Here is a 21,265-nt window from a genome sequence, read left to right as displayed (position 1 = left end):
AGTAATCTTTTTTGATTACTATAGAGTCACTGTCAACAAACAAGGGAGGTGCGGTGAAGTTAAGCGAGTTCAGACGGTGGCTCGCAACCCAAGGGGCAACTTTCAAAGAGGGCTCAAGCCACACGAAAGTGTTCTACCAAGGGAAGCAAACCATCATGCCGAGGCACCCAGGCCGAGAAATCGGAGAAAGCCTAAGAAAAGAAATTCTGAAGCAACTGGGATTGAAGTAAAGGGAGGCCCCGGAAGGGGCTTCCCACTCGCATTCACCGCACCACCCCGGAGAGCAAGAACATGCTGCGTTACCCAGCCAAAATCCGTCCCGACACGGTCGGCTACTACGTGACCTTCCGCGATATCCCTGAGGCATTGACCGCTGGCGATGACTTCGAAGAAGCAAAGGCGATGGCCGCCGACGCGCTGCTGGTTTCGATGGATTTCTACTTCGACGACCGCCGCGCGGTTCCGCCGCCGTCCGCGCCTGAGCCGGACGAGGTCTTGATTGCCTTGCCCGCCAGCGTCACGGCAAAGATCTACGTCTTGAACGAGATGATCGCGCAGGGCGTGGGACCGACCGAGCTGGCCAACCGGATGGGAATCCGAAAGCAAGAAATGACCCGCATCGTCGACCTGGGCCATGCCACCAAAATCGACACGCTCGCGGCGGCGCTGAGCGCACTAGGCAAGGATCTGGAAATCTCGGTCCGCAACGCCTGATTCAAGGTTTGGGCCAAGCGTCCGCCATTGCCCGCTGTCTGGCCGCGCATTCTCCATACAGCAGCGCCAGCGCCATATAGCTGCGCGCAAAATCGTCCCAGTTATCGCTCATCACCTCGGGCACTGGCGGGCACGGCTGCGCCAGGTTGGCTGGCAGCATTGGCCACGCGGCCGGCTTCGTTGATGTGCTGCAGCCGCTCAGGGTCAATGCGGCAGCCAGCAGGCAAAGGGCTCTGAACTTCGACACGGGTGTACCTCTCGATGGTCTTGGGCTTGGCGTCGCGCAGCGCCACTAGGGCGTCTTCCAGGTTGGCCGACACTCCCGCCAGGCGCGAGGTCTGCGTCTTGAACTCTGCGAGTTCCGAAAGCGCGTGGCCCACATTGGCCTGGTCGACGCCGGCCTGGAACTGGCTGACCCCGTACCAGCGCACGCCAAGCAGGGCCGCCACCACCAGAGTGGCACCGATCAGGTACGGGAGCACAGGGCGCAGCAACGGGTTCATCTCGCCACCTCGTCCATGGCCAGGGCATAGTTGCGGCCCCACTTGGCCCGAAGCTCAGCGCGCTGTGCCAGAGAACCGCGCTCGTATGCGCCGGGGCGCCAGGTGCGGAGATACAACGCCCAGGCGCCTTGCTCATCGCCGACCGCAGGTAGCCGACCTGGATCACTCCACAGCAGCAGGCGCGCCAGCCCGGCGGCCAGCACATCATCGTGCTCGATCGCGTCCCAGATGGCCGCGTCGCGCGCTTGGACGCCTCGGGCCTGGTACAGGCGCGCGGCCGCAGCGCTGGTTGCAGCGTGCAGCCGCACGCCGTGCACCATGCCGCCGCCCTGCTCCCCCTGCCAGAAGCTCTTCGCCGGCCCGGTCGGCCTCGGCGGATTGCCGACCATCTGGCGGCGATGTTCGAAGCGCGATTCCTGCAAACCGATTGCCAGCAGCATGATGCGCGCCTCGGGCGTGTCCATGTTGGCGGGCAACAGCGCCAGCGCGGGGTTGATGGCCGTCTTGATGATCTCGGAAAGGGTCATGTCTTCGGTGTCCTGATGTGCTTGGCCGTCACCGCGACCACGTAGAAGGCAGCGGAGGCCGCGAGCGCGGCATCGCCGGAGCTGGCCCAGCCGGCCACGACGATGCGGCAGGCGGCTCCAGTCGCCGTAAGGCAGACAGCCGACAGCCCGATTCGCTCGAGAGTCGTGTCCTTGATGCCGCGCGCGAACACGGCCAGCGCCGCGCCACCAGCCACGATCAGCCAGCAGACGAACGCCAGAACCGCCCAAAGGGTCAGAATGATGGTGCTGTCCATGTCACGCCCCTTTTCCGCGCACGCGGTCGATTACGGCTTGCCAGAGAGCGCCAATCGGCGCAGCCTGGACCGCCTCCCAGGCGCGCGACACGATGGCCATGCCGAACATTCCGGTCAGAAATCCCACCAGCCCCTCAGGAATTCCAAGCGCCATCGAGAGATAAGGCGAGGCGTAGTAGGCCACCAGCGAACCGCTTGCCGCCATGCTCAGGCGCGCCGGCCACGCCCCCTGCAGGTATCGCATGGACACTGCGGCGCCAAGCACGCCGGCAAACTTTGCCGCGAAGGCGTCGAAGTCTTGGATGTTCAATCGCGTCCCCTGTAGACGAAAAAAAACCCGCCGAAGCGGGTGGATCATGAAATTTCAAAATCAAGCGGTCGGGAGCGCCAGCGCCGGAAGCTCTGCAATCAGCTCCTCATCGCTCGGAATGGCGCGCTCGCCGTTCTGGACCTGCTCCAGGATCTCGTAGCAACGCTCCCACACCAGACTGCGCCAGGCGCGAAATGCCAGCCCTTCAGCCTGGAACTTCGGCACGGCCGGCTCATCGGCATAAGTGATGGCGTTGGCGATGCTGTCGTAGTTCAAGGCGCGCGCCGCCGCGTCCATATGCTCCTGCACCAAGGCTACTTTTTGAGCAGTGATTTCTTCGTCAGAAGGCGGCGAGATTTCCGGCCCTGGAGCGCTGAACTTCTGGCCATCGAATCCCCATCCGATCGACACAAACTCGTCAGCAATTACGGCGATATGCCCGGCTGGCGCTTGCCAAGTGGCCTCGTTTCCGTCCCATACGACGACATTTGCCACAACCCCGTCTTTCACAAGGGCGTATTTGTTCATTATGCGTACTCCTCGACAACCACGATCCCTGCGCCTCCCGGGAAGCCAGGGCTGGCCGGCGTGTTCTGTCCCACGCCAGCCCCCACACCGCCACCGCCAATACCGGCACCAGCACCATCCAACGTGCCCCCACGTCCCCAAGCAGAATTGCCGCCCGAGCTATAGAGAATGTTCACGATTCCCAGCACGACGCCGCGGACTCCGGTTTGGCCAAGGCCGTTCAAGACTCCGAAGGTACCGACAGCGCTGATCGTTGAGACGGCGTTCGCCTGGCACGCCCCACTCAGCCCAGGGAATGTGCCCTGGGCATTACCAGCCAGGCCTCCATACCCCCCCTTGATCGTCGCGATAGAGCCGATAACGATATCCCCGCCGTTCCCCCCGTTCCCAGGCGCCGAAGACCCCGCCGCACCCGCGGCACCAATCGTAATCGGCATCGAGGTGAGGCCCTGCATGACGAAGAAGTCGAAATGATTGCCTGCGCTACCAGCGCCAGATGCAGCGGCTTGGCCCGGCCCGGTCGCCAAAGTTCCACCAGAACCGCCTCCCGGCGCGACTCCCTTGAATCGCGCATACTTGGCGCCTGGGGTGGGGTCGTAGGTCGTGGACGAGATGTAGGTTTTCACGGCGAGCAGTCGCCCGGCCATCGCCTCCGCCCAGCTCGGGTCACCGCTCGCGGGATCACTGACGTTGTTCGCAATCAACGACCTATAGACGGTTTCATTGCGAATGACGTTTGCGCCCAGCGGCCAGCCGCCGTCGATTGCCTGCCATTTCGCGAAGCCATACAACTGGACTTCGCCCAGCCCCTCCGTCACCTCGCCAACAATGCCGTTCATTTCCTGACGGCCGACCGGTCGATAGTTCGGATTGTCGCCGGGCAACTCGTAATCCGGCGTCCAGCCCGACTGCAGCGAGACTTTGCCATCCGGTTGGTCTGCCGTCGCCAGCGCTTCCTTGTCGCCCGTGGCCGCGAAAGGCGTCTTGTAGATCCTGGTAGCCATTTACGCTCCAAAGTTTCCGTTTTCAAAATTGAGGTGATTGGGGCCGAATCCCCAGGCCGGCCTAGCCTGCACCGCCCACTCGAGGCCAACCGTAGAGGGCCGCGGAAGAATGTCTGTGTTCTCCAGCAGGCGACGCAGCCGGTAATCCGGTGCGCTCGTAAACATGACGGTGGTGGTGGTCATGTCATAGTTATCGAACACCGACGCCGAACCCATCCCGAAGACGCTCTCCAACGCCCGATTGATGTTCGGAGCGGTAGGCCTCATCGTGAGTTGGAACCATCGCAGCTTGAGCAACTTGCGCGCGGATTCGACGTCCAAACTCACCTGCCCATCACGAGCCCGCCCGAAATTGCCGTTTTCGAAGTTGGCGTTGTTTGTGCCGAATCCGAACACGCCCTCAACCCGCCTCGGTGCGCCGATCTCCAGCGAAACGCCGAGAATGCGGGCCCAAACCGACAGCCCAAATTCGGTGGCCGTGTCCAGGTCGAAAACGTCACGGTGCCAGCTGCGCCAGAAATCCGAGTGGTGGCTGTCGATCCAAGTCTGATCATTCCTCGCCAGGGCCACCGCCCGCGGCGCTCCGTCGTATTGCCAGAGGATTGATCGCATCAGGTCAACAGCGAAGTCAAATTGCTGGGTTCCGCTCATGCGATCACCACCTGGACGGAGCTGCGCTGGGTGCGCGCGATCTCATTGGGCGCGATGTCCATCGCGTCGGCTGACCAGACGCCGGAGCCGACAACCGACAGCTCGACCTTCCTCACGAAAACGGTCGGCTCTTGTTGGTTGATCGCGCTGGCGATCTCAAACGTAGACACGTCGCTACCGACGACGAAACTGACATCGCCCTCGATATCCCCGTTGACATAGTTCATGACCAAGTCCGGAATCAGTTGCTGCACGTCCAGTTGGCTGTCTCGAACGGTCACCCGTATGAGCAGCGCGATTTCGTCGGGGCGGTCGAACTTGACCTCGTACAGCCTCCCGTTCACCGGATCAGCCACATTGACCGCGACGGCGCCGTTGTATCCACCACCGACGGTCTTGGTCTCGAAGAGCGCCCGCGCGACCTCCGGATCCGTGCCGCCTTCCACGCACGCCCAGATGCTGTGCTTGCGCATGGGAATGCCGTCGATCACCTGGTCGACGTCGGCATAGTTCTCCAGGTAGTAGCAGGAGCGCACGGCCTCGATGCTGTAGAGCCGTGACACGATGGCCTCATTGATTGAGGTCGTCTGTAGTGCCAGCGTCTGCGCACGCCTGCGCCGCAACAGGACGTCGTTCTCCTCAACTTGCCCTGGAATCGCCGCGACAGGGTTGGTGATGGTCTCCCATCCCAACACGCTGGAAGCGACCGTATTCAGCCCGCCGGGCGGTACGACGATCTCGCCGTCTTGGAGTGCGCGAAGGTTCCCGGAGGCGGAGCCAGACGAATCCAGCACGACCGTCGTGACAAGCTCGAACTGCTCGCCCTGTTCCGTCTCAGCGATCGAGCCTGCCGGCACGTTTGTTCCGGGGATGCCTCCGAGAATCGCCCCGACAATCAACGAGCGCACGCTGCTGCGGCGCTGGCCGCCCGTCAAGGCCACAAGGGAGTCCAGAAACACACCGCCGGCCAGGTTGGGGTTGATCTGGTTGGCGAGCTCGGCGTTGTTCCGCGCGATCGCGTCCCGCTCCTCCGTGATCCGGGTGATCAGCATGCCCTGGGGCGTTGCCGGGTCCGTCGGCATGTCGTCGCCAAAGACCGCCCGGAACTCGGCCTCAACCTGCGCGCGGGTCGTCGCCGTGTCCACGACGATGACGCCGCGGTTTGCGATGAAACTGTAATCAGCCATTGATCGTTACCGTGCCGTATGTGGTTTGGAGGGTCGCCGTGTACTTCAGCGTCTCGCCTTCGATCTGCGTGACGAGGCTTACGATGCCGGTGACGTCCGGCGTGCCCAGCAAGCGCCGGCGCAATGACGCTTCGAACTGCGCCAGGTTCGGCTGCTTGCTGAACGCCTCGCGCAGGAACGGGATACCCTCGTCATAGGCGTGGATCATCTCCGCGCGCGCGGTGGCCGCGAAATGCTTAGCTTCCTGGGTCACCGCATCTCGATTCGTCACCATCGCCAAGTTGCCATTGGGCAGTGTCACGAAGTCGTTATCGTCGTCGGTTTGAAACGAGATCAATTGGGGCCTCCCGAGCTGCCGCTACCCGTCTGCACACCGCTATGGGTATGCGTGCTTCCGATGTTCTTGCTGTTGTGCGTCAGCGTGCCGCCAGACATCGACACGTTCCCGCCGCTCGTCGCCACATTGCCCTTGAACTCGATGTTCCCGATCCATTCCGTCTCGGGTATCTCCACCTTCGCTTTGGGCGCCTTGATGCGCACCTCGCCGGCATGCAATGAGATGCAGACCGAGCCATCCATAGACTGCAGGACCAGAGCGTCTGCGTTCTCGCCGTCGATCGCCCAATCCTTGATGGTGTCCGGGAAGAACATCGCATCCGAGAACGAATGCAGGCGCTCGGTGTTCGGCCAGTCTTCTCGGCCTCCACGCTGGAACATCAACGAGACGTCGCGGTCATTCGCCTTGAGCCAGCCGAAGTCCCCCGGCTTGATCGGAAACCGCATGAAAAAGCCCCCGCCACCAAAGCGGAACACCGGGATGTTCGGGATGCTGCCGCGGGAGATCTTCTGGCCGTCCGTCGTGCCGACCATGATCAGCGGCTTTATGACCGCCCGGTTCGAGGCATCGTCATACGAAACCACCTGGGCCGGCAGCATGTCGTCCAGGTTCTCGCGAATAAACGAGCGGATCCAGGACTTCAGGACGCCAGACAGGCTACCTTCGTCGGCGCCGTCGATATCGGGGGCTACAGTCGGCTGCATGTCGCTTGATAGAAAAATGGGTCTTCGTGGCTCGCCACGTCAAACTTCAGTTGGTCGATCTTGTAGTCGCCGTTCAACGATCGGTTGAACTTGCTCTCAAGGCGCAATGTGCCGCCCAGGACCGACTCGCCGTCGATCAGATAGGTCACCTCGACACCCTTCTCTGTCGCCTTGGGGATTCCCACCATGCCGCTATTCATGTTCAAGATCTTGACCCGGCCGCTGACGGCCTTGTCGAAGTCCTGGACGATCAGCCGGGTGTCATCCACGAACGCCCTTACACCGCCGGCCTCGGCCAGGCGGTTGACCTGGCCCAGCGCGCCGCCGGTATAGGTGTAGTTCCCGATCAGTTTGTCCAGCGCCTGGAACACGAGCGTGGCGCCGATGTCCGTGGCCACGGCCGCGGCAATCGCCGACAGCTTCGATGTCGCCTGCGCGCTCTTGGAAACGACAACGCCATTTGCCGAATTGGCCGTCTTCGACTTCAAGACGATGTCCACGTCCGGCGGGCTGCTCGGCTCCGCACTGATGATGTCGCCCGTGTAGACCTTGAACAGCCCGGTAGAAACACGCCCCACCTCCACGACCAGCCGCTTCGGCGTCCGGTCACTGTTGAACGGGCTCGTCTCGGTCAGCAGGAAGTCACGAGTCTCGCGCCGCAGGTTCGAGATGGTCACGCTGCACTCATTCTGCGTGGCATTGGCGTACTTCGTACCGCTGGCCTTTATCCGCATGCCACTGGCGGCGCTGTAGTAGTTCATCCGGCCGGACACCTCGACCCCGATCCGGATAGCGCGTAGGTCAATCATTGATGCCGACCTCCGCCGGTTCCAGGTAAATCAACGACTGCGACCGCCCGAACTCCTCCCACCATGGCAGTTCACCGTCCCGGGTCAGGATGGCGAAGTTGCCCTGATGGCTCAGGTGGCGGTACGGCAGGATGGGAAACTCCGCGACGATCCGCTGGCCCAGCACGAGGTCCACGCCATCGCGCTTCACGTCGGCCAGCATCGTCCCGTGCGCAACCTTGATGGAGAGCTCCCACAGGACGCCGTTGATCGTGATAGAGAAGGTCTGATTCGGCGCCCGTATTAGGTCGATTTCGATCATTTGAATATGGCCTCATAGGTCTCCAGTGCGGCGGATTTCTTCTTCTCCGTCGGCTCCTTCCCCGTCTGCTGTCCCCGCTTCACCGTGCTTGACTGACTCTTGTTCTCCACCTTCGCCGGCGGCAGCGTGCCGAACTCGGGTTTCACCTCGACCCACTCCTGCATTCGAACCGGGACATTGACCGCCGTACCCAACTCCGGCGTCTCGTCATGCGGCATGTCCACGATCAGCATGTTCTCGTAGGACCGCACCTTCGTCTGCACGGTGACCAGCTTGTTCTGTTCGAACGCCTGGCGCAGGGATTCGAACTGGTTCCGCGTGTCATCGGCCAGCAGGAAGTCGATCTGGATTTCCGTCAGCTCGCGCACGACATGATCCGACCGCTCGGTGCCGTCCTCGACCGCGAACTTGGTGGCCCTCTTTGCCTCCCGGACCGCGACTCGCATCGGCGCCGCGGACGCGAAGATGGTCTCGAAGCTCTCAGCGTCGAGAATGGCCACCTGTTGCTGAGTGGACGTCGAAAGGCTGTCTGATAGCTGCATTACCGTTTCACCCCGCTCGCAGAATCAGCCTGCAAGTTCTTGAGCTCGTCCTTCAAGCCGCCGCCGATCGACTGGCTGATGCCTTGCGCGTCGGTTGCCTGGGTTTGCACGGTGACCTGGCCAACCTGGACATTCGTCTCGGTATGCGTGTTGCTGGCGTTCGAGATCGCATTCGAAGTGACCGAGTTCATGGGGTTCGCCGCGGCCTGGTCAAGCTGCGCCTGGGCGGCCTTCATGTTCTCGGCTGCCTTGGCCTCAGCGTCCGACACTCCCTTGGATACCGTCGACGGCGACACCTCGATGTCGGCTCCGCTCCCGAATCCCAGCCACTTCCCAATCCTGGAAATCACCGTCGAGACTCTGTCGAACACCCCGCTGATGTACGTCCAGGCGCTCTTCACCACGTTCACGACGCCCTGGAATATGGCGCCTATGGACTTGCCCATCGCCGCAAAGGCATTGACGGCTCCGGACGCGAAGGTGGCGACAGACTGGTAGGCCCCCGCGAGCGCCGCCTTAACCCACTCGACGGCGGCTTTCACCGCATCGGCCATCGTTGTGACCGTCTCGCCTACGCTTGCCCCCATCGTGGTGAAAGCACCCGCAACTTTGTCCGGGAAGTCCTTGATCGACTCCCAGGTTGACGCGATGGCGTCGACCACCCACCGAAACGCTTCCATCACCGCCTCGGCCATTGCCCTGACCGTCTGCCCGACGATCGGGTACTTCTCCGAAATCTGGCCGATCAGCGACTCGTTCCCATCCAGGAAGTTCATCACGTCGTCGTACAGCAGCGCGAACAGCGCTACAACCGCGGCGATCGGTGCTGCCACCGCCAGGAACGGAGCGATCAGGGCCCATACCGCTGCGGTCGCGGAGACAACCGCAGGCAGGAACATCGCCATCAGGATCGTCGTCAGGCCAATGAAGAAGCCTTTCACGAACGTATCGTGCCTATTCATCCATGAAACGACCGCGTCCAGCTTCTCGATGAACCAAGTGACCGCAGGCAGGATCCAATCGACGATTCCGCTGGATGCCTTATCTGTACTATCCCTGAACTTCGCCATCGCTTCGGAGTACGCCTTGGCTCGCTCGGCCGACTCCTTGGTTACGCCGCCCTGTTGCTTCTGGACGCGGAGCATGCGCTCCACTTCCTGCCGGCCCTTGAGGAGCAGTTCCACAGTTCGGTTGTCCGTGATCCCCAGTTCCTTGATCCGGAAGACAGCCTCTTCGCGCCCCATCCCTTCTACGGCGCCGGCCAGCTCGACCATGCCCTGCACTGCGTTCTTGGCTTGGCCATTCACGTCCTTTAGGCTGATGCCCAGCGCCTTGAACGTCTTGGCGCGGCCGGATTCCACGTCCTGTAGTGCCTCACCAATGGACTCGGCCATGTCCGTCAGAGAGTCCCGCGCGCCCTGAGCGTCGCCGCCCATGCGTACGATGGTTCTGCCGAAGGCGTCCACATCCTCGATCGCCACCCCCAGCGCCTCGCTGGTGTTTCGGATCTGCTCGACCGTCTGGACGTGGTTGTTGAACGTCTCCAGAGCCTTGGACGCAGCGACAGTGGCCAGGATGGCGGCGCCGATCCGGGTAAAAGCACCCTTGATCTTCTGCTCCATCAAGCCGGCGCGCCCTTCGGCGGTCAGCATCGACTTGCCGAACTCGTCGGTCTTTTGCTCGGACTTGTCGATCTCCTTGTTCAGCTTGGAGTTGTCCGCGTCGATGATGTACGTCAGGGCGTCCAGCAAGGCCATGTCACTTCCTCTTTTCCGCTTCCATCGCGCGGATCTCATTGACCTTGTTGGTCGTGGCGATTTCCCAGAGGTCCATCGCCTCCTCCAGGTCTATTTCGGTTTTGAGCTCGACGAGTCGGGCGAGTCCTGAGCTGACAATTGACCCAATAAAGGGGTCAGCATTGGCATAATCGAGTGGAGACACTTTTCCAGCAGGCAGTCGAGGAAACCGCGCTGCCCGCCGAGTCCGAAAAAACCCGTGTTCTCCTCGATCATCTCGATCTCCAGCTTCATGAGCTGGATGCCGTCGTCGACGTGGTTGTCGATGAGGGCCTGGGTGGTCAAGCGCTGCTCACGCCCGTCCAGGTCCACCGCCACGTAGCCCATGAGCTTCTTCATGACCTCTTCCGAGGTCTGGTAGTCGCCCAGCTTGGGGATGTTCGACAGCGGGTACTTGGCGATCACCTCTCGCGCCACCGTGGCCGGCAGGCGGGAGATGGTGAATGCCTTCTCCACGCCGTCACGGTTCTTGACCATGACGACGCGGGGTTTGATCAGGTCTGCCATGGTTGGCCCTTACGCGCGAGTGCGGGAGAGGTTCTGGAAGGCGAAGGTGTAGGACTTCGACTTGATGCGGCCGGCGGAGGCCGGCGAGTTGCCCGGCATGCCGTTGGTCATCTTGCCTTCGCTGAGCGTGAGGCTGGATCCGTCCGGATAGGTGTTCACCAGGGTGATCTCGTCGCGCGCGTGCCGCTTGTTCTTGGCGGCGCGGTTCGCTTCGAAGATCACGGCGAGGTTGTTGTCCTCTTCGCTTCCCGGAATGACGTTCAGCGTGATCGTGATCGGCGTCGGGGCGCTGAACACCACAAGATCGCCGTTCACGTTCATGGCCGGCGTGGCGATGTCGATCGCCGGGATGTCGAACGGGTCCGCATCGTCGGCAAAGGCGGTGATGGTGAACCCGGACGGGAAAGACTCGCTGGCCACGCAGCGCACGGCTACGCCGATAGCGGAAGTATCGTACATGTCTGATCCTCAAAAGAAAGACGGCCCGCAGGCCGCCCAAAATGTTGTCTTGCCCGGTCAGACCAGGTTGTGCGAGCCGTCGACCTTGCGGACCATGTCGCCCTTCGAATAGACCAGCGTGTACTTGGCCGTGTACTCGGTCACGCCCGACTCGCCCGTCTCCTGCTCGATGCTGACGTTGAACCAGTAGCCGTTGTCCTGCACGTCGTGCCAGGCCAGCGGATCGTTGGTCAGTTGGGTCACCGCAACCTTCTGCAGCTCCGTCAGCGTCTTGCCGATCAGGATCGTGCCGTTGTTCAGCGCCTTGTTGACGCCGCCCTGGATGATCGCCATGACCATGCCGCGGCCGTCGTTGTTGGCCGGGATCTTGTTCGTGGTGAGCAGCAGGCTCATCAGCTGGGCCGTCATGTACGCCTTGAGCCATTGCTCGTTGGCGTGCACGGACATGTCAAGCGGCGCCGTGGCACCGCCCATGAGGTAGCCGCGCTGGAAGAACGAAATCTTCTGGCCGGCGCTCGCCGTCTGACCGTAGTAATTCACGCGGCGCGCGTCGTAGAAGTCCGCCATCTGGTCGTCCGACACGTCGGACGTGAGCGTCACTCCCGACTGCCGGTACATGTAGTTGATGCTGGCGTTGGTCCGGTCGTAGTCCGTCGCCGCCATCACCGCCATCGGAAGGGCCTCCTTGTACTCGCCGGCCGTGCCGTTCAGGACCAGGCCATTGGAGGCGGTGCCAATCATGGCCGCGTTCCAGCTGTCGGCAGTCACCGAGTCCACCGACCAGTACATCTGGTACTTCACGTTCTCGCCAGAGACATACTCCGCCAGCGGAATCGCGTCTTCCAGGTCCACCGTGGCACCGAACGAGGCCGAACCGAACGAATCGGTCACGTTCTCCGCCGCGCGGAAAGCCTCCAGGGGAGACATGGCGGCCGATCCGGGGGAACTGATCGCCTGGGCACCCTGCAGCGCCAGCATCGCGCCGATATCGCTGCCCGTGACCGGCGATACCACGATGGCGCCCGGGCCCGTCGCGGCGGACTCGACTGTGAAGGATCCGGCGATGGCGTCATAGCTGACGGTCGCCGCAGTCCCCGTCTGGGCCGTAGCCGCCGTGGCGATCGTCGTCGTGACCAGCTGTGCGACGTTCGTCAGGCTCGTGGCGCCGGAGAGGTCCACGCCGGTCAAGTCATAGGCGTACTCGCCGACCTTGATGTTCATGACACCGGCAGTCACTGCCTGGAACTCCGCCAGACTGGCCGAGATCCGGTAACCGTACACGCGAGCGGGCCGCGCCACGTCGGGATAGGCGGCAAACTGAAGCTCGGGAGCCTGCGAGGCGGGCGCCGGGCTGACGTAGGAGAAGTACTGGCGGGCAAATGCCGCCTCGGGCGAGTCCGAGCCGAAATAGTCGTCGGCGCCGCCAGGGCGAACCGACACGATCTGGCCGACAGGCACGCGCGGGTCAGTGGTGAAGCGCCGGCCGGTCAGTTGCTGCTGGGCGACGGCATTGGCGCCGATCACCGCACTGATGATCCGGACGTAGCGAGTCATCTTGATGGACATGTCTTTTTCCTCAAATGCGATGGATGCCCGGCGCAACCTGTTGGATGTGTGCCGTGGCCTGGGTGATGTTGCGGTGGTGGGTGAAGATGACGGTGAAGTTCGGGTTGAAGTCGAAGTTGTCGCGGTCGTTCACGAAGGCCGGCGTCACGATGTCCGTCGCCCGCTGAACGCCAATCCCGGCCGCCGTCATGGCCTGCGTGAATTTCATGGACTGCAGCAAGCCCCGGACAGCCGACAGAACGTCGGAGGCCAGAAGCTGCTCTGGCGCGCTCAGGTCGTCCTCGACGAAGGCCTGGAATTGGTACATCGACTCGTTGATCTGGGATTCCGTCGCCGTGAGCGCAGCGCCGTCATCGCGGTACTTGCGCGCCTGCCAGCCACGCTTGCCCCGATCGACCGAAAAGAAGTAGATGCCGTCGTCGACGCGGCCCTGCTTGGTGGGCTGAAACGCCGCCAGCACAGGCAGGGTGATCCCCTGCTCCGGCAGCAACGCCAGCAGCGCGGCCCGGATGGTGGCTTCTAGCTGCTTCTGCTTCATGCTGGCCCCACGTCGACGCAAAGGATGCCGCGCCAGCCGTCCTGGGTGTACCAATCGGCGCCACCCACCACGTCATGCCGACGGCCGCCAAAGACCAGCTGGTCCGGCGCCGCGCCGCGCTGCACGTTCTCCACCGGGTGGGACGTGTACAGGTTGAAGTAGCGCTTGGCGGTGTCCAGCCCAAGGTCGCGGATCGTCGACTCGCCCACCGGCTGCCAGGATCCCTGGATCGGCTGCGGCGGCTCGTACTTGTTCACCCACTGCCCGCGCGCGTTTTCGGTGCGGCCCTTGAATTTCAGCCACACCGGCGCCTGCTGCGCGATCACGCCGGACGCCAAGTCAAGCAGGTTGATTCCTGGAATCACGTTTTATCCTCCACGACGTGGCTGACGGACTGGATCATCTGGCCGGTGTCGACCAAGGGCTTTTTGGAAACCCCGGGCGTCTTCTTCCGGGCCTGGCGGGCTTCCAGCGTCGTCTTCTTCAAGGGTGGCGTGGTCACGCGGCTGATAGTCCGGGCGATATCGCCAGCCGATCGCGCGCCAAGCGCCTCGAAGGCCTGGCTGACGTCGACCTTGCCGTCGATCGCGCCACGGACGGCCCCGGCGATCTGCCGGCCCCATTCGGCCTTCTTCTGTTCGGCCGTAGGACGCATGAACGGCCGCGCCGGGATGTTTCCCTGGGGATAGCCGTATTCCTGGATGGCCGCCACGTAGGCCACGGGCGTGCCGTCGGGATACTTGGCCTCAGGAAAGAATCCGACCCGGATCTGCTTGCCGCCCACGTCCTTCAACGTCGCCTGCAGCTTCTCAGTGCCGCCCTTGCGCACCACCTTCATCGGATCCTTCCCCCGCGGATGGACAGGCCGCCCACGTTGCGGAACGCCGCGCGCTCGGGCAACCCGCCCACATACAACCCGCCGGCCCCGCAGCTCTTGGACAGCGCCAGGAACTGCTGGCCATAGGGCGTCAGGTTCAGCCAGTGCGACCAGGAGTCGGTAGCCGGCGGCGCCTGAAACGACACGCTCACCTTGTCGATGGTGGCCGAGGCCAGCGCGCCAGGCGCGCCGCCGTTGCCGGATTCGGCATTGAGCCGCAGCTGCAACAGGTGGGCCGTGATCAGCATCCACAGCTGCTCGTTGCACTGACAGCCGCGCCCGCTGGTGTAGCACTGCGCCCATTCGGCCACGGCCAGCACCACGTCATCCGGCACGGCGCTGAACATGGGGAACAGGATCCGGAACTTCGCCAGCGGGAAGTCCATATCAGGCCTCGGCGTCTTTGACCTTGGCGCCGCCGGCGTTGCGCTTCTTCGCCGTTTCCGGGGTGTCCTGGGCGGACTTGTCCGCGGGTTCCAAATTCCGGGCGGCAAAGGTCTCCGCGTCCTGCTTGTCGTGGCTGGCCGAGACGAAGCCATTCTTCGAATGCGCCTTGAACACGATGTTCTCCTGCAGCAGGTTGAACTCGTCTTCCGAGATGGCGGTGGCCATGCCTTTGGGCGTCACCAGCTGTTTGTTGGCCACGTTGGCCTTGCCAGCGATCAGGACCGAGCGGCCGTTCTTGAGCTGGTAGCGCTGGTCGTTGCTGAGCGTGCTGTAGATATAGATAAGAGACATTTCGACTCCAGAAATGAAAAAGGCCGGGTTTCCCCGGCCCTCTGTTCAGTGAGCGACGATCAGGACGCGCTGATGGTCCGGCGGGCGAAAGCCCAGGGGCGCAGCACGAAGACGCCCGCCGTAGCGTTGATGGCGTCCTCGATGTAGCCCTTGATGCGGTTCTCGCTGCCCAGAACCTGGTAGCGCACAGGAACGGCCTGGATCAGGCTGGCGCCGGTGATGTCCGACTCGTCCTGGTCGGCCGCGTTCTCGACGAACAGGTAGGCCACGTCCAGGCCGCCGTTGGCGTCCTTGAATTCGGCCGTCGTCACCACGCGCACGTTCGGGAAGTTCTCGTTCAGCCACTGGCGGAACGTCATGCCCGAGGCCGCGGGGCTGTACACACTGAAGATCGAGCGGTAGCCGGTCGGCAGGACCAGCACCAGGCGCGCCGTGTCCCTGAGCTCGCCGCCCATCTGGGTTTCGAGCTGGTTGTACATGCCCGTGAACTCGGCAACCAGTTGGTCGAAGTTCGCGGCTATCCACGGCGTGGTGGCCGAGACGAAGGCCGGCAGGCTGGGATCGTTCAGCAGGCCATACACGTTCGTGTCGGGCTGATTGAAGCCGTAGAAGCCGACCTGGTTACGGCTGATGTCCAGCGACTCGGTCGCGGCGCGGCGCTTCTCGTCCGCCGCCTGGTAGCCGATGGCGGCCTGGCGGGCGTCTTCCAGCTTGCCCACCTGGAAGCCCTGTTCGAAGCGCACGATGCCGCGCGATTCGATGGACTGGCGGTAGTCGGCCAGCGGGATGTTCGTCGAGTCGCCGTACAGCTCAGCCTTGGCGGCCGGCTCGGCAACGCGCAGGCTGATCAACTCGTCTTCCCAGCGGCCGACGGTCGTGATACCGGCGATCTCGTCGATGTTGCGTACCTGCGTGACGACGCGCAGCGTGCCGGGCAGCCAGGTCTGGAGCATGTGCGAGAGCATCGCGCCATTCGTGACGGCCGGGCCGGTCAGGGCCGAGTCCATCGCGCGCAGGCCGACGCCCAGGTTCTCCAGGTCTTCGAAGCCGATCTTGGCATCGCTGCCCAGCTTGACGGCGCCGCGCGAGAGGGCCAGGCGGCCGCTCATGTGCATGTGCACCTTGGATTGAGTTTTTGCCATGATTTTTGGTTCCTTTCCGATCAGGCGCCGGCCGGGGTGGGCAGCACCACCAGGCCATTGAGGGCGATCACCGCCAGACGCGGGGTCTCGGCGCTGGGTTCGTGGCGGGCGATGTGCGCGCCGGGGATGACGGTGCCGGTTTCGCCGGCGGAAATAACCCCGGTGGCCGGATCGAACGACACCGGATCGCCGATGTTGCCGTCGTTGCCCAGCTGGACGTAGACCTCGCCCATGTTCAGGAACTCGCCCACGGTCGCGTTGCGGGCGTAGTCGGTGTCAATGGCATAGGCCTTCGGGTTGATCAGGATGCCCGCGAAGACTCCGGCGCCGCCGGCCTGCACCTGTTCGAACGTGCCGCGGCCCGAGGGCTGGCCGGCGACGTACGTGAAGGCGCGGCCGAACACGTTGTTCGATTCGGTTGCCGAGTCGATCACGGCAGACAGCGCGCGAGTGGGGCCGTCATGGCTGATGTTGCCCGGGATGCCGGACAGCAGGTAGGTACGTGCGGTGTTCGGGATCATTGCTTTTCGCCCCAGACTTTGGCGGCCGTGTCTTCGGCGCGCACGGTTTTGGAATCGCTGACGATCTTGTCGGCGTCGGATTTGGCGGCTTGCAGGAAGCCCAGCAGGACAGCATGCTCGGCACCGTCCTGCGCTTGCAGGCCCAGCTTCTTGACTGCGTAGCGGGCGACTTGGTCCGCCGACGTCAGCAGCGCGCTATCGAAGGCGCCGATGAACGGGGTCACCCGTTTGGCCAGCGCGTCGCGGTCGGCGATCTGCTTGATCACCGCGGCGGCGTCATTGGCCTTCATCTGGGTCTGAATGGTGCCGATCATGCCCATGACCTGGGAGTCCGCGGCGCGCGCGGCGATCTTGTTCTTGGCGGCGCCCAGCTTGGCCATGGCGGCGTCCAGCGCCTTCTTGCTGTCGGCGGTCGGGGCTGCCTTCACTTCTTCGGCAGCTGCCTGCACTTCCTCGAGGGCGGCAGTCACTTCCTCGATGGCCGCCGTGGCGGATTCGACCGCACTGGTCGCCTGTTCGGCAGCGGCGGCGGTCTCCTCGACGGCATCCTTTTCTTCCGTCGTGACGGCGCCGGGGGCCGCCGGCGCTTCCGCGTCCGTGACAGCCTCCTTGTTGGGGTCGTTGTCCGAGACAGCGGCAGCTTTTTCCGCCAAGATTTTCTCGATCAACGCCCGGAATGCTTGTTCCATTTCGGGGGTGATTTCCATATTGATGAACTCCGCTGAGTCGTATGTGATGGTGAGGCAGTCCTGTACAGCCACGTCCGGCCCCGTCCTGCCCTCTTTCACGGATGCCAGATGATTGAAACGAATGTCGCGCTGGATGGCGTCGTACCGCTTGCCATCGAACACGCCTTCGCTGAATTCGTACCGACAGCGGTAGCTGGGCGAAAGCTCCACCTTGCCGCGGTCGATTAGGTTCTGCATGAACCCGGAGTAGGCCCGGATGCTGTTGCGTATGTAGGGGTAGTCGAACCGGGCCGTCTCGCCTGTCGTCCCCTGTACGCCCTTCTTCTCTGGCGGCGTCCCGTCCTTGCCCAGGAACTCGTGCTCGTCGATCCAGGGCACCAGGTTGGCCGAGGCGATCGTCTCCGGGTTCTCCAGCTCCTCCTGCGGGCGATACACCTGGTAGATCCGGTCCGCATCGGGCGCGCCGATCTCTCGGCCCAGGTACGGAAACACCCCGACCTTCGTGATCGGGTTGTCGCGCACCAGCAGGTAGCCGTTGACGTCAGTTTGTCGCTTGCTCATCGAGGTACTCGGTAAAGTCGATGACCGGGCGCATGCGGCACCGGCAGTTGATCAGCTCGCCAGGGAAACCGACCTGCCCCTTGTTCTTGCCGCGGTCTTCGATGATCGGAGGGTTATCCATGTCGAAGATTTTCCCGTCATATTTGGCGTGCAGCTCGCGCGGCTCCGCGCCGCCGCCGCTGTGAATCCACTCGAACTGCTTGACGCCGGCCGCCTTCATCCGCTCCTCGTTCATGGCGGACGTGATCTTGCGGGTCTGGTCCACCGCGATCAGCTTGGCGCGGTTCCGGGTGACCTGGTTCAGGCTCTTGATCTCCTCGAAGATCTGGCCCGCTCCCTGGCCGCCCGACTGGATCGACCGCAGGACGATGCCCTGGATCCGGTCCTGGAACTGCGCCGGGATGCTCTTGATCAGCCCGACGTTCTCCGCGGTGCTCGCCAGGACCTTGTCGTACAGGCCGGCCGGCATCTGGAACGTCTTGATGGTCAGCCCGCCGGACATGTCCCGCAGCGACGCGCCGAGGTTCTGCTTGGAGAACCTGTCGACCTGGGAGATCGTGCGGTTCGCGAGCGGGCCCGCCTTCTCGGCAAAGACCTTGCTCCACTTCCGCCCGAGCTCGCCCAGGATGCGCCGCGCCTGCGTGGTGACGCTCTCGTCCTGCGTGATCTCCGGGTTTCCCCGGTACAGCCTGCGCAGCGCCTTGTCGTACTCGGCCAGCATGCCGTCAATCATCGACTCCATGCTGGCCCGATACCGCCCCTCAACTGCGACCGGGTACGCCAGCGCCGAGCCCTTGAACTGGGTTGCCTGCTGTTGCTGCCCCCAAGCCTGGCGCCGCTTCGTTACCATTTTCTTCGGCATCTACGAACTCGGCGTCTTCAAGGTTGTGGTAATCGCCCTCGCGGTCCTCGCGCAGACGGTTGCGGATGTCCTCCGCGTCAATGGCGCCTGTGTTGAACAGCGCAGCGTCTCGGTCCGCCTTGATCTTGTCGATCTCGGCCCATTCCTTCGCGGTCGGGCTGTCGACCGGCATCCACTGGATGGCAATCTCGGCCGGCAGCGCTACGCCCTCCGACTTCGCCAGCAGCCGGTAGTGCGTCTCCAGCAGCGGCGTCATGTCGTTGGACTGGATGCTCTCCAGATCCTCCCGGTAGACCGACTGCTCATAGTCCCCCGTGGCGTTGAAGCCCTTGGGTTGCGTGCCCAGCAGCTTCGTTGCCGGGACGTTCGCCACAGAGGCTGCCAGCTGATACTGGGTCATGAGGACCGTGTCCACGTCGCCCAGCGCTGTGTCGAACTGCTGGATGGTCTCTTCGGCACCGCCGACGCGCACGCCATAGTTGTCGCGGAACGCCACCCACTCGGCCAGGTTCTTCTCCAGCGCCTCGCGGTTGTTCAGTGCCGCATCGCCCACGTTCAGCGACGTCAGCCGCTTGGTCATCAGCAGTTGCGGGCCTTCGTTGGCGCTGCGCTCCGCCGCGTACGCCCGCTCCATCATGCGCTGAGGCACGCTCACGCCCAGGTAGCGGTAATGCGGCTTCAGGTAGTCCGGTACCGGGTAAGGCACGAAGATCCGCAGATGGGACTTGTGATAGACCCGGTCCTTGATCTTCCAGAACGTCGGCTCGTAGTAGCTTTGGCTGGCCGGGTCGTTCAGGTTGTCCTCGGTCAGCACCGGCGTCACCCAGTTCGGGTCGATCTGGGACATACCGCGGTACGTGCCCGGCTGCACGCCGTCCAGGTTGAACGGCGCCTTGTAATACTCCTCGGGGTTGGCCGCAGCGACGTCGAACAAGACCAGACGGCCGCCGTACACGCGCCCGAAGTGAACGAGCTCGCGCAGGTGACGCTTGACCGCATACTTCTTGTCACCAGCCATCAGACGGGCCGAGATATCGTCCGAGCCGCACGTCAGCAGGTAACCATTGCGCACCGCGTCCCGGGCAGGCATGTTGCACGCCTTGTCGATCAGCCAGTTCGTGGCCAGCATCGCGCAGGCCTGGTAGCCGATGAAGATGCTGCCCGCCGCGTAGAAGCCGAGCTGCGCCTCGTTGACCGGGGTGAAGCTGGCGGTCTTGGGCGTCGGACGCTCGCCGATGTAGCCGTTGTCTGATGCGACCGTCGGCGCTCCCCTGGGCTGTTCGAACGGAGGCATCTCGAAGCGTGCCTGGACCTTGTCGCCCAACGGATGCCGATGCGTCGAGAACAGGCCGCGTGACTTTGACGCCGGCGCAGGCTCTTGGCTCCGGCCGAACAGGTTGCGAAGGAATTTCATCCGAAGAATCCGCGCTTGCGCTTAATCATGGGCTGCAGCGCATACCGCGTCGCGTCCATGTAATGGTTGTTGGCGTCCACGATGTCTGTCAGCACATCGCCCGTCAGGCGGTCCACCTTGTAGCTGTACAGCCTCGCCTCACGCAGGGTCTGCACGCAGCGCGGGTGGATGACGATTTCCTTGTAGGACCGCAGGTGGGCGATGCCATCCTCGACGCTGCCCTTCCACTTCTCCACGCCTTGGAGCCGTGGCAGGTTGGCGCGCTGGCCGTCCCTGCCCTTGCTCTTGACGTGGCTGATCGTCTCTGGCCTGGCCGAGTCCGCACGGGTCACGTGCTGCTCAATGCCGGGCAGGCGGTCGATCATGAATGCCGCGATATCGTCGTTCTCAAGGCCGATCTTGCCGGCCTCGTACTCCACCCACAGCCGGTGATCGTGGACCCAAAGCTTGACGCCGGCCGTCGGGTCTTGGCTAAAGCCCCAGTCCAGACCGAAGTACGGGCCATCCCAGCCAGCGGCCGGGTCGAACTCGGCAACCCGGTACTTGCCAGCCAGGATCTGCGCCTCGCTGTTCTCGCGGTAGGCGCCGTCCCATATCCAGGCATAAGTCTGGTCGTCCAGGCGCTCGCGGTCATTGCGGCGCTCTTGCTCCAGAACATCGGGAAACCAGGGATTGTCCGTGTAGTTCAGCTCGACGATCTTGGAATTCGGCGGCGGATTCTTGACGAAACGCAGGTCCGTAGGGCTTCCATCCAGCTCCGGGTTCCAGGTCAGCCAGACCTCGGAATCGTTCTCGCGGACCGTCGGCAGAAGCTTCTGGTACGCGATTTCGCTGACGTTCTCCGCCTCGTCGATCCACGCGATCAGCACGCGCGCTTTGGACTTGATGCTGTCCAGGTTGTGCCGCAGGCCCGTGAACGTGTACGAGACGCGTCGGTTGCGCGTGCGGATGAACTTCTCGCCAATATCGAAGTACGCATCCAGCCACGGCTCCGAACGGATCGCCTGCTTGACCTCCTCCATCGAGGAGTCTTCCAGGCTGTTCATGTACTCCCGCCCGCACAGGATCACACCTGACACGCCGGCCTGGGCGAACATATACGCCCGAACCGCCGTCATCAACGCGAAGCTGCGCGTCTTGGCACTACCGCGGCCGCCCCTTGCCCCCCTGTACCGCGCCGACCCGGAGAACACCGGGATCAGC

30 protein-coding genes are annotated in these 21,265 nt (G+C 63.3%); 2 read left to right on the top strand and 28 right to left on the bottom strand.

The window, feature by feature from the left end; genetic code table 11:
• Positions 1 to 53: 53 nt before the first annotated feature.
• Positions 54 to 230 carry a type II toxin-antitoxin system HicA family toxin gene (locus tag KYC_RS28685; protein ID WP_081478030.1) on the top strand — a complete coding sequence of 59 codons (177 nt, stop codon included), beginning with the start codon at positions 54 to 56 and terminating at the stop codon, positions 228 to 230.
• A gap of 61 nt (positions 231 to 291) precedes the next feature.
• Positions 292 to 714 carry a type II toxin-antitoxin system HicB family antitoxin gene (locus KYC_RS12665; RefSeq protein WP_008162700.1) on the top strand — a complete coding sequence of 141 codons (423 nt, stop codon included), beginning with the start codon at positions 292 to 294 and terminating at the stop codon, positions 712 to 714.
• Between the two features lie 101 nt (positions 715 to 815).
• On the opposite strand, the gene KYC_RS12660 is transcribed toward KYC_RS12665, so the two are convergent.
• From KYC_RS12660 to KYC_RS12525, 28 genes are all read right to left on the bottom strand, one after another.
• Positions 816 to 1,217, bottom strand: a complete 402-nt coding sequence (locus tag KYC_RS12660; protein ID WP_008162698.1) for a hypothetical protein — start codon at positions 1,215 to 1,217, stop codon at positions 816 to 818.
• Positions 1,214 to 1,744, bottom strand: a complete 531-nt coding sequence (locus KYC_RS12655; RefSeq protein ID WP_008162696.1) for a hypothetical protein — start codon at positions 1,742 to 1,744, stop codon at positions 1,214 to 1,216. The genes KYC_RS12660 and KYC_RS12655 overlap by 4 nt, the downstream gene beginning before the upstream one ends.
• On the bottom strand, positions 1,741 to 2,019 hold the full coding sequence (locus KYC_RS12650) for a hypothetical protein (RefSeq protein WP_008162694.1): 279 nt from the start codon (positions 2,017 to 2,019) through the stop codon (positions 1,741 to 1,743). The genes KYC_RS12655 and KYC_RS12650 overlap by 4 nt, the downstream gene beginning before the upstream one ends.
• A gap of 1 nt (position 2,020) precedes the next feature.
• Complete coding sequence (locus KYC_RS12645) at positions 2,021 to 2,329, bottom strand: hypothetical protein (protein WP_008162693.1); 309 nt, start codon at positions 2,327 to 2,329, stop codon at positions 2,021 to 2,023.
• 60 nt (positions 2,330 to 2,389) lie between these two features.
• Positions 2,390 to 2,857 carry a hypothetical protein gene (locus KYC_RS28410; RefSeq protein ID WP_008162691.1) on the bottom strand — a complete coding sequence of 156 codons (468 nt, stop codon included), beginning with the start codon at positions 2,855 to 2,857 and terminating at the stop codon, positions 2,390 to 2,392.
• A complete protein-coding gene (locus KYC_RS12635) occupies positions 2,857 to 3,861 on the bottom strand; it encodes a hypothetical protein (protein ID WP_008162689.1) in 1,005 nt (334 codons plus the stop codon). The genes KYC_RS28410 and KYC_RS12635 overlap by 1 nt, the downstream gene beginning before the upstream one ends.
• Positions 3,862 to 4,512, bottom strand: a complete 651-nt coding sequence (locus KYC_RS12630; protein WP_008162687.1) for a DUF2612 domain-containing protein — start codon at positions 4,510 to 4,512, stop codon at positions 3,862 to 3,864.
• Entirely contained in the window at positions 4,509 to 5,699 is a 1,191-nt protein-coding gene (locus KYC_RS12625) for a baseplate J/gp47 family protein (protein WP_008162685.1), read from the bottom strand. The genes KYC_RS12630 and KYC_RS12625 overlap by 4 nt, the downstream gene beginning before the upstream one ends.
• Positions 5,692 to 6,036, bottom strand: coding sequence for a contractile injection system sheath initiator (locus KYC_RS12620; protein WP_008162683.1), 345 nt, complete (start codon positions 6,034 to 6,036; stop codon positions 5,692 to 5,694). The genes KYC_RS12625 and KYC_RS12620 overlap by 8 nt, the downstream gene beginning before the upstream one ends.
• Positions 6,033 to 6,740, bottom strand: a complete 708-nt coding sequence (locus tag KYC_RS12615) for a Gp138 family membrane-puncturing spike protein (protein ID WP_008162682.1) — start codon at positions 6,738 to 6,740, stop codon at positions 6,033 to 6,035. Before KYC_RS12615 ends, KYC_RS12620 begins: the two co-directional genes overlap by 4 nt.
• Positions 6,725 to 7,549: a baseplate hub protein gene (locus KYC_RS12610; protein ID WP_043518267.1), complete on the bottom strand. Its 825-nt coding sequence runs from the start codon at positions 7,547 to 7,549 to the stop codon at positions 6,725 to 6,727. The genes KYC_RS12615 and KYC_RS12610 overlap by 16 nt, the downstream gene beginning before the upstream one ends.
• Positions 7,542 to 7,850, bottom strand: coding sequence for a phage baseplate plug family protein (locus tag KYC_RS12605; RefSeq protein ID WP_008162677.1), 309 nt, complete (start codon positions 7,848 to 7,850; stop codon positions 7,542 to 7,544). The genes KYC_RS12610 and KYC_RS12605 overlap by 8 nt, the downstream gene beginning before the upstream one ends.
• Positions 7,847 to 8,392: a phage baseplate protein gene (locus tag KYC_RS12600; protein WP_008162676.1), complete on the bottom strand. Its 546-nt coding sequence runs from the start codon at positions 8,390 to 8,392 to the stop codon at positions 7,847 to 7,849. Before KYC_RS12600 ends, KYC_RS12605 begins: the two co-directional genes overlap by 4 nt.
• On the bottom strand, positions 8,392 to 10,149 hold the full coding sequence (locus KYC_RS12595) for a phage tail tape measure protein (protein ID WP_008162673.1): 1,758 nt from the start codon (positions 10,147 to 10,149) through the stop codon (positions 8,392 to 8,394). The genes KYC_RS12600 and KYC_RS12595 overlap by 1 nt, the downstream gene beginning before the upstream one ends.
• Positions 10,150 to 10,239: 90 nt before the next feature.
• On the bottom strand, positions 10,240 to 10,695 hold the full coding sequence (locus tag KYC_RS12590; RefSeq protein ID WP_008162671.1) for a hypothetical protein: 456 nt from the start codon (positions 10,693 to 10,695) through the stop codon (positions 10,240 to 10,242).
• 9 nt (positions 10,696 to 10,704) lie between these two features.
• Complete coding sequence (locus KYC_RS12585; RefSeq protein WP_008162669.1) at positions 10,705 to 11,154, bottom strand: phage tail fiber protein; 450 nt, start codon at positions 11,152 to 11,154, stop codon at positions 10,705 to 10,707.
• A 57-nt stretch (positions 11,155 to 11,211) separates the two neighbouring features.
• Positions 11,212 to 12,720 carry a DUF3383 domain-containing protein gene (locus tag KYC_RS12580; RefSeq protein WP_008162666.1) on the bottom strand — a complete coding sequence of 503 codons (1,509 nt, stop codon included), beginning with the start codon at positions 12,718 to 12,720 and terminating at the stop codon, positions 11,212 to 11,214.
• A 10-nt stretch (positions 12,721 to 12,730) separates the two neighbouring features.
• Positions 12,731 to 13,258 (bottom strand): phage gateway protein, encoded by a 528-nt coding sequence (locus KYC_RS12575; RefSeq protein ID WP_008162664.1) that lies wholly within the window; start codon positions 13,256 to 13,258, stop codon positions 12,731 to 12,733.
• Positions 13,255 to 13,623, bottom strand: coding sequence for a phage collar protein (locus KYC_RS12570; protein WP_008162661.1), 369 nt, complete (start codon positions 13,621 to 13,623; stop codon positions 13,255 to 13,257). The genes KYC_RS12575 and KYC_RS12570 overlap by 4 nt, the downstream gene beginning before the upstream one ends.
• The gene (locus KYC_RS12565) at positions 13,620 to 14,096 is read right to left on the bottom strand and encodes a hypothetical protein (protein WP_008162658.1); all 477 of its coding nucleotides are present in this window, start codon (positions 14,094 to 14,096) and stop codon (positions 13,620 to 13,622) included. The genes KYC_RS12570 and KYC_RS12565 overlap by 4 nt, the downstream gene beginning before the upstream one ends.
• A complete protein-coding gene (locus KYC_RS12560) occupies positions 14,093 to 14,521 on the bottom strand; it encodes a DUF4054 domain-containing protein (protein ID WP_008162656.1) in 429 nt (142 codons plus the stop codon). Before KYC_RS12560 ends, KYC_RS12565 begins: the two co-directional genes overlap by 4 nt.
• A gap of 1 nt (position 14,522) precedes the next feature.
• Positions 14,523 to 14,873 carry a hypothetical protein gene (locus tag KYC_RS12555; protein WP_008162654.1) on the bottom strand — a complete coding sequence of 117 codons (351 nt, stop codon included), beginning with the start codon at positions 14,871 to 14,873 and terminating at the stop codon, positions 14,523 to 14,525.
• Positions 14,874 to 14,932: 59 nt separating this feature from the next.
• On the bottom strand, positions 14,933 to 16,015 hold the full coding sequence (locus KYC_RS12550) for a major capsid family protein (RefSeq protein ID WP_008162651.1): 1,083 nt from the start codon (positions 16,013 to 16,015) through the stop codon (positions 14,933 to 14,935).
• A 20-nt stretch (positions 16,016 to 16,035) separates the two neighbouring features.
• Positions 16,036 to 16,536, bottom strand: coding sequence for a structural cement protein Gp24 (locus KYC_RS12545; protein ID WP_008162649.1), 501 nt, complete (start codon positions 16,534 to 16,536; stop codon positions 16,036 to 16,038).
• Positions 16,533 to 17,786: a DUF2213 domain-containing protein gene (locus KYC_RS12540; RefSeq protein WP_008162648.1), complete on the bottom strand. Its 1,254-nt coding sequence runs from the start codon at positions 17,784 to 17,786 to the stop codon at positions 16,533 to 16,535. The genes KYC_RS12545 and KYC_RS12540 overlap by 4 nt, the downstream gene beginning before the upstream one ends.
• Entirely contained in the window at positions 17,767 to 18,507 is a 741-nt protein-coding gene (locus KYC_RS12535; RefSeq protein ID WP_043518296.1) for a phage head morphogenesis protein, read from the bottom strand. Before KYC_RS12535 ends, KYC_RS12540 begins: the two co-directional genes overlap by 20 nt.
• A gap of 40 nt (positions 18,508 to 18,547) precedes the next feature.
• Positions 18,548 to 20,062 carry a phage portal protein gene (locus tag KYC_RS12530; protein WP_008162645.1) on the bottom strand — a complete coding sequence of 505 codons (1,515 nt, stop codon included), beginning with the start codon at positions 20,060 to 20,062 and terminating at the stop codon, positions 18,548 to 18,550.
• A complete protein-coding gene (locus KYC_RS12525; RefSeq protein ID WP_274428520.1) occupies positions 20,059 to 21,255 on the bottom strand; it encodes a PBSX family phage terminase large subunit in 1,197 nt (398 codons plus the stop codon). Before KYC_RS12525 ends, KYC_RS12530 begins: the two co-directional genes overlap by 4 nt.
• Positions 21,256 to 21,265: the final 10 nt, after the last annotated feature.

Source organism: Achromobacter arsenitoxydans SY8 (assembly GCF_000236785.1).
Taxonomy (GTDB): domain Bacteria; phylum Pseudomonadota; class Gammaproteobacteria; order Burkholderiales; family Burkholderiaceae_B; genus Achromobacter; species Achromobacter arsenitoxydans.
The sequence above is the reverse complement of the archived record's forward strand: the minus strand, read 5'-3'. Positions and strand labels throughout refer to the sequence as shown.

Coding starts and splice junctions, on each gene's coding strand:
- KYC_RS12565 (WP_008162658.1), bottom strand. CDS start 14,096: ATGAAGGTGGTGCGCAAGGGCGGCACTGAGAAGCTGCAGGCGACGTTG.
- KYC_RS28410 (WP_008162691.1), bottom strand. CDS start 2,857: ATGAACAAATACGCCCTTGTGAAAGACGGGGTTGTGGCAAATGTCGTC.
- KYC_RS12585 (WP_008162669.1), bottom strand. CDS start 11,154: ATGTACGATACTTCCGCTATCGGCGTAGCCGTGCGCTGCGTGGCCAGC.
- KYC_RS12665 (WP_008162700.1), top strand. CDS start 292: ATGCTGCGTTACCCAGCCAAAATCCGTCCCGACACGGTCGGCTACTAC.
- KYC_RS12535 (WP_043518296.1), bottom strand. CDS start 18,507: ATGCTGGCCGAGTACGACAAGGCGCTGCGCAGGCTGTACCGGGGAAAC.
- KYC_RS12590 (WP_008162671.1), bottom strand. CDS start 10,695: ATGGCAGACCTGATCAAACCCCGCGTCGTCATGGTCAAGAACCGTGAC.
- KYC_RS12555 (WP_008162654.1), bottom strand. CDS start 14,873: ATGTCTCTTATCTATATCTACAGCACGCTCAGCAACGACCAGCGCTAC.
- KYC_RS12630 (WP_008162687.1), bottom strand. CDS start 4,512: ATGAGCGGAACCCAGCAATTTGACTTCGCTGTTGACCTGATGCGATCA.
- KYC_RS12655 (WP_008162696.1), bottom strand. CDS start 1,744: ATGACCCTTTCCGAGATCATCAAGACGGCCATCAACCCCGCGCTGGCG.
- KYC_RS12545 (WP_008162649.1), bottom strand. CDS start 16,536: ATGATCCCGAACACCGCACGTACCTACCTGCTGTCCGGCATCCCGGGC.
- KYC_RS12540 (WP_008162648.1), bottom strand. CDS start 17,786: ATGAGCAAGCGACAAACTGACGTCAACGGCTACCTGCTGGTGCGCGAC.
- KYC_RS12625 (WP_008162685.1), bottom strand. CDS start 5,699: ATGGCTGATTACAGTTTCATCGCAAACCGCGGCGTCATCGTCGTGGAC.
- KYC_RS12560 (WP_008162656.1), bottom strand. CDS start 14,521: ATGGACTTCCCGCTGGCGAAGTTCCGGATCCTGTTCCCCATGTTCAGC.
- KYC_RS12660 (WP_008162698.1), bottom strand. CDS start 1,217: ATGAACCCGTTGCTGCGCCCTGTGCTCCCGTACCTGATCGGTGCCACT.
- KYC_RS12615 (WP_008162682.1), bottom strand. CDS start 6,740: ATGCAGCCGACTGTAGCCCCCGATATCGACGGCGCCGACGAAGGTAGC.
- KYC_RS12595 (WP_008162673.1), bottom strand. CDS start 10,149: ATGGCCTTGCTGGACGCCCTGACGTACATCATCGACGCGGACAACTCC.
- KYC_RS12635 (WP_008162689.1), bottom strand. CDS start 3,861: ATGGCTACCAGGATCTACAAGACGCCTTTCGCGGCCACGGGCGACAAG.
- KYC_RS12650 (WP_008162694.1), bottom strand. CDS start 2,019: ATGGACAGCACCATCATTCTGACCCTTTGGGCGGTTCTGGCGTTCGTC.
- KYC_RS12550 (WP_008162651.1), bottom strand. CDS start 16,015: ATGGCAAAAACTCAATCCAAGGTGCACATGCACATGAGCGGCCGCCTG.
- KYC_RS12575 (WP_008162664.1), bottom strand. CDS start 13,258: ATGAAGCAGAAGCAGCTAGAAGCCACCATCCGGGCCGCGCTGCTGGCG.
- KYC_RS12580 (WP_008162666.1), bottom strand. CDS start 12,720: ATGTCCATCAAGATGACTCGCTACGTCCGGATCATCAGTGCGGTGATC.
- KYC_RS12605 (WP_008162677.1), bottom strand. CDS start 7,850: ATGATCGAAATCGACCTAATACGGGCGCCGAATCAGACCTTCTCTATC.
- KYC_RS12530 (WP_008162645.1), bottom strand. CDS start 20,062: ATGAAATTCCTTCGCAACCTGTTCGGCCGGAGCCAAGAGCCTGCGCCG.
- KYC_RS12600 (WP_008162676.1), bottom strand. CDS start 8,392: ATGCAGCTATCAGACAGCCTTTCGACGTCCACTCAGCAACAGGTGGCC.
- KYC_RS12610 (WP_043518267.1), bottom strand. CDS start 7,549: ATGATTGACCTACGCGCTATCCGGATCGGGGTCGAGGTGTCCGGCCGG.